Annotated in this window: 4 protein-coding genes and 1 pseudogene; 1 reads left to right on the forward strand and 4 read right to left on the reverse strand. The window is 64.2% G+C overall.

Annotation, left to right across the window (positions count from 1 at the left end; all coding sequences use genetic code 11):
• A pseudogene (locus tag WBF82_RS23535) lies at nucleotides 1-202 on the reverse strand (SRPBCC family protein); the annotation flags it as partial.
• Nucleotides 203-286: 84 nt separating this feature from the next.
• Between WBF82_RS23535 and WBF82_RS23540 the strand changes: the two are divergent.
• Nucleotides 287-1,330, forward strand: coding sequence for an LLM class flavin-dependent oxidoreductase (locus tag WBF82_RS23540; RefSeq protein ID WP_424385336.1), 1,044 nt, complete (start codon nucleotides 287-289; stop codon nucleotides 1,328-1,330).
• Here WBF82_RS23540 and WBF82_RS23545 read toward each other — a convergent pair whose 3' ends face one another.
• From WBF82_RS23545 to WBF82_RS23555, 3 genes are all read right to left on the reverse strand, one after another.
• Nucleotides 1,331-1,852: a hypothetical protein gene (locus WBF82_RS23545; protein ID WP_424385337.1), complete on the reverse strand. Its 522-nt coding sequence runs from the start codon at nucleotides 1,850-1,852 to the stop codon at nucleotides 1,331-1,333.
• Between the two features lie 20 nt (nucleotides 1,853-1,872).
• Nucleotides 1,873-3,150, reverse strand: a complete 1,278-nt coding sequence (locus tag WBF82_RS23550) for a fatty acid desaturase family protein (RefSeq protein WP_424385338.1) — start codon at nucleotides 3,148-3,150, stop codon at nucleotides 1,873-1,875.
• Between the two features lie 81 nt (nucleotides 3,151-3,231).
• On the reverse strand, nucleotides 3,232-3,532 hold a 301-nt coding region (locus WBF82_RS23555), incomplete at its 5' end, for a 2Fe-2S iron-sulfur cluster-binding protein (RefSeq protein ID WP_424385339.1).

Below are 3,532 nucleotides of genomic sequence, written 5' to 3' on the forward strand. Positions count from 1 at the left end.
CTTCGGGTCCGGTGACGTTATATACCCAACGGCGTTCGTTTTCGACTTCGACGATCTCGCACACCGTCGCCCAGTCACCGAACGCCTCATGGGTGTTGCGACCGCGAAACCGTGCACCGACTGCGACCGCGTTGGCATCGTCAACCCACTCGACGGCCTGCAATTCCGTCGAGCAGCGCGCAGGCAGGTTGATGTCGGTCACCAGCTTCCATGCGGTAGCAACGTCACATCGAACGCGCTGTGTCACTTCGACTGTGGGCTGATCGCGATATCGCACCCTTGTAGCATGCCAGGAATGCAGGTCGGCGCGATGATCGAACCCCGCTTACCGGGTGCGGCGGAGTTCGCAGTCGCCGCCGAACGGATCGGTGTTACGTCATTGTGGGTTCCCGAAGTCTGGGGCTACGACGCGCTGACCGGGCTGGCCTACCTGGCCGCCAAGACGTCGTCGATCAAACTCGGAACGTTTGTCGTGCAGTTGGGTTCGCGCAGTCCGGCGATGCTCGCGACGTCGGCGCTGAGCCTGCAGGAGCTCTCCGCAGGCCGCTTCATCTTGGGCATCGGCACCTCGGGGCCACGGGTGATGGAGGGCTGGCACGGTGTCCGGTTCCGCAAACCGGTGCAGACCACCCGGGAGACCATCGAGATCATCCGCACCATCAGTCGCGGCGAGCGACTTGAGCACGCCGGCGAGATCTACCCGCTGCCACTGCCGGACAGTCGCGGCGCCGCGCTAAAACCGCTGGTGCGGCCCGATCATGTCCCGGTCTACGTGGCGGCGATGGGCCCGCAAAACCTGCGACTGACCGGCGAGGCAGCCGACGGCTGGCTGGGCAACGCCTTCATCCCGGAAGCCGCCGAGGTGTTCTTCGGCCCGTTGCGGGAAGGGGCCCAGCGAGCCGGGCGCACCCTTGACCAGCTCGACCTGGTCGCCCCCGTCGCCGTCGAGTTCCACGACGATCAAGCCGCCGCCGACGCTGCCGCCCGCCGCCACGCCGACGGCTACGCGTTCACCATCGGCGCGATGGGCGTCGGCGGTTCAAGCGGCCAGAATTTCTACAACGATGCGTTCACCCGTCTGGGTTACGGCACCGAAGTCGAAACCGTCGCCGGGCTGTGGAAAGCGGGGAAACACGACGAAGCCCGCGCCTCGGTGCCGCTGGACCTTGGCCGCCTCACGAATCTGCTCGGCACACCCGACGCCATCGCCGACCGGGTAAAGCGCTACCGCGCGGCGGGCATCACCACGCTATTGGCGAAACTCGAAGGCGACTACGAGCAGCAGCTCGCGACATTGCAGCGGCTGGTGGGCATCGCTGAGACGGCCTGATTACCAGCGCAGCATCGGAAAGGGGCGCAGCGGGTGCCGTGCGGCGTAGCGGGTCAAGCCGTTGGCAAGGAACGCGTGGAAGCCCCGGTAAGGCAGCTGGGCGACGACGGCATGCACACCCGACCGCCTGATTCGGCCACGTAGCAATCCTCGGCTGACGTCGACGAGGTCGGCCTTGCGGAAGGTCTCGGTCATGCCGTCGTCCGATGGCCGCAGCCGGTGGTGCTCGGTGATGAGTCGTTGCACCCCTTCAATTTCGGTGATTCCGAATTCGTGGGCATGCGCGGCGGCCAGGTCGGCTGACGGGCCGAGGTAATCGAACGTTGCTGCGGTCCAAATGCCCAGATCGTGAGTCACCCACGCGAGGGCGGCGAGGTCCGGGAGAGGTTCGCCGAGCAGCAGCTGGTGGTAGTTGATACAGCGGTAAACGTGGTTGCGATAGGTCGACATATCGTCGCCCAGCGCAACGCGATAACGCGCCAGCACGGCATCGACGATCGGATGCGACGTGACGACTTCCACTAGCCGGGAGCTTAGCGCGGCTATGCGGCCAGGCCGTCCCGCCCAGTCTTTTGCGTTCGCTTGTTACGACGCCAGCCCCGCACGGTGGCAACCGCCGTCTTCAATCCGCGGCGGCGCCCGGTGGCCGGATCGGTGCCGGCGAAATCGTCGTCCAGCACAGCAAACATCGACTCGCTGCGGGTCTCCGGTGCGTTGTCGGCAGTGTCGCGCAAGTACTTGTCCGGCAGGGACAGCTTCGCGATGGTCCGCCACGTCTTGCCGTACTGCACCAGGAAAGAACCTGTGGTGTAAGGCAAGTCGTATTTGTCACAGAGCTCGCGCACCCGCACTTTGATCTCGGGGTAGCGGTTGCTGGGCAGGTCCGGGAACAGGTGGTGTTCGATCTGGTGGGACAGGCTGCCGCTCATGAACCGCAGCGCCGGACCGGCGTCGAAGTTGGCGCTGCCCAGCATCTGGCGCAGATACCACTGCCCTTTGGTCTCGCCGACCATGTCGGTCTTGGTGAATTTCTCTGCGCCGTCCGGGAAATGGCCACAGAAGATCACCGCGTTGGCCCACACGTTGCGGATCACGTTGGCGACCGCATTGGCTTTCAAGGTGGACATGAAGGTCGCGCCGGGCGACAGCGCAGTCAGGGCCGGGAACGCCACGTAGTCCTTGAACACCTGGCGACCGGACTTGGCGACAAACTCACCGACCCGCTGCCGGGCTTCATCGTTGTCCATCCCCTTCTTGACGATCTTGCCGATCTCGACATGCTGTAGTCCCACGCCCCACTCGAAGCCGAGCGCGAGCATCGTGTTGTACACCAGGTTGAGCAGGTTGAAGCGCTTCCAGGGCTGGTCACGGGTCACCCGCAACAGGCCGTAGCCGACGTCGTCGTCCATACCGAGGATGTTGGTGTACTTGTGGTGCACGAAATTGTGGGTGTAGCGCCAGTGCTTGGAGGCCCCGCTCATGTCCCACTCCCACGTCGAGGAGTGAATTTCAGGGTCGTTCATCCAGTCCCACTGGCCGTGCATGACGTTATGGCCGATCTCCATGTTCTCGATGATCTTGGCCACACCGAGGGTGAGGGTGCCGGCCCACCAGGCCGACCGCCGCGAGCTGGCCGCCAGCAGCACGCGGCCCGCGACCTCCAGGGCGCGCTGCGCCGTGATGGTGCGGCGGATGTAGCGAGCATCGCTCTCGCCGCGAGAGTCTTCAATGTCTTGACGAATGGAGTCCAGCTCAACGCCTAGGTTCTCGATGTCGGCGTCCGTCAGATGCGCGAATACGTCTAGGTCGGTGATTGCCATCGCCTGTCCTTTCCGTAGTCTTGCCGTTCCGAACCTACGCTATCGTAACCTACGAAACCGTAGGTTACCAGTGAGTAACACCTAAACGTCGAGTACGCAGTCGCCCGACGCAGCGGAAATGCAGGTCTGCACGCGTGTTCCCGGTTCATGTTCAACACCGGTTCGCAGATCCCGAACATGGCCTTCCAGCAGGCCCACCACGCAGGATTGGCAGATGCCCATCCGGCAACCGAACGGCATTTGCACGCCCACTTGCTCACCGGCATCCATCAGCGATGTCGCCGCATCGGCGTTGCTGCTTTTTCCGCTCTTCGCAAACGTTACCGTCCCGCCGACTCCGGCCGGCGCCGCGCGCGACACCGCAAAACGCTCGAGGTGCAGG

It is taken from the genome of Mycobacterium sp. (assembly GCF_049673265.1).
Taxonomy (GTDB): Bacteria; Actinomycetota; Actinomycetes; order Mycobacteriales; family Mycobacteriaceae; genus Mycobacterium.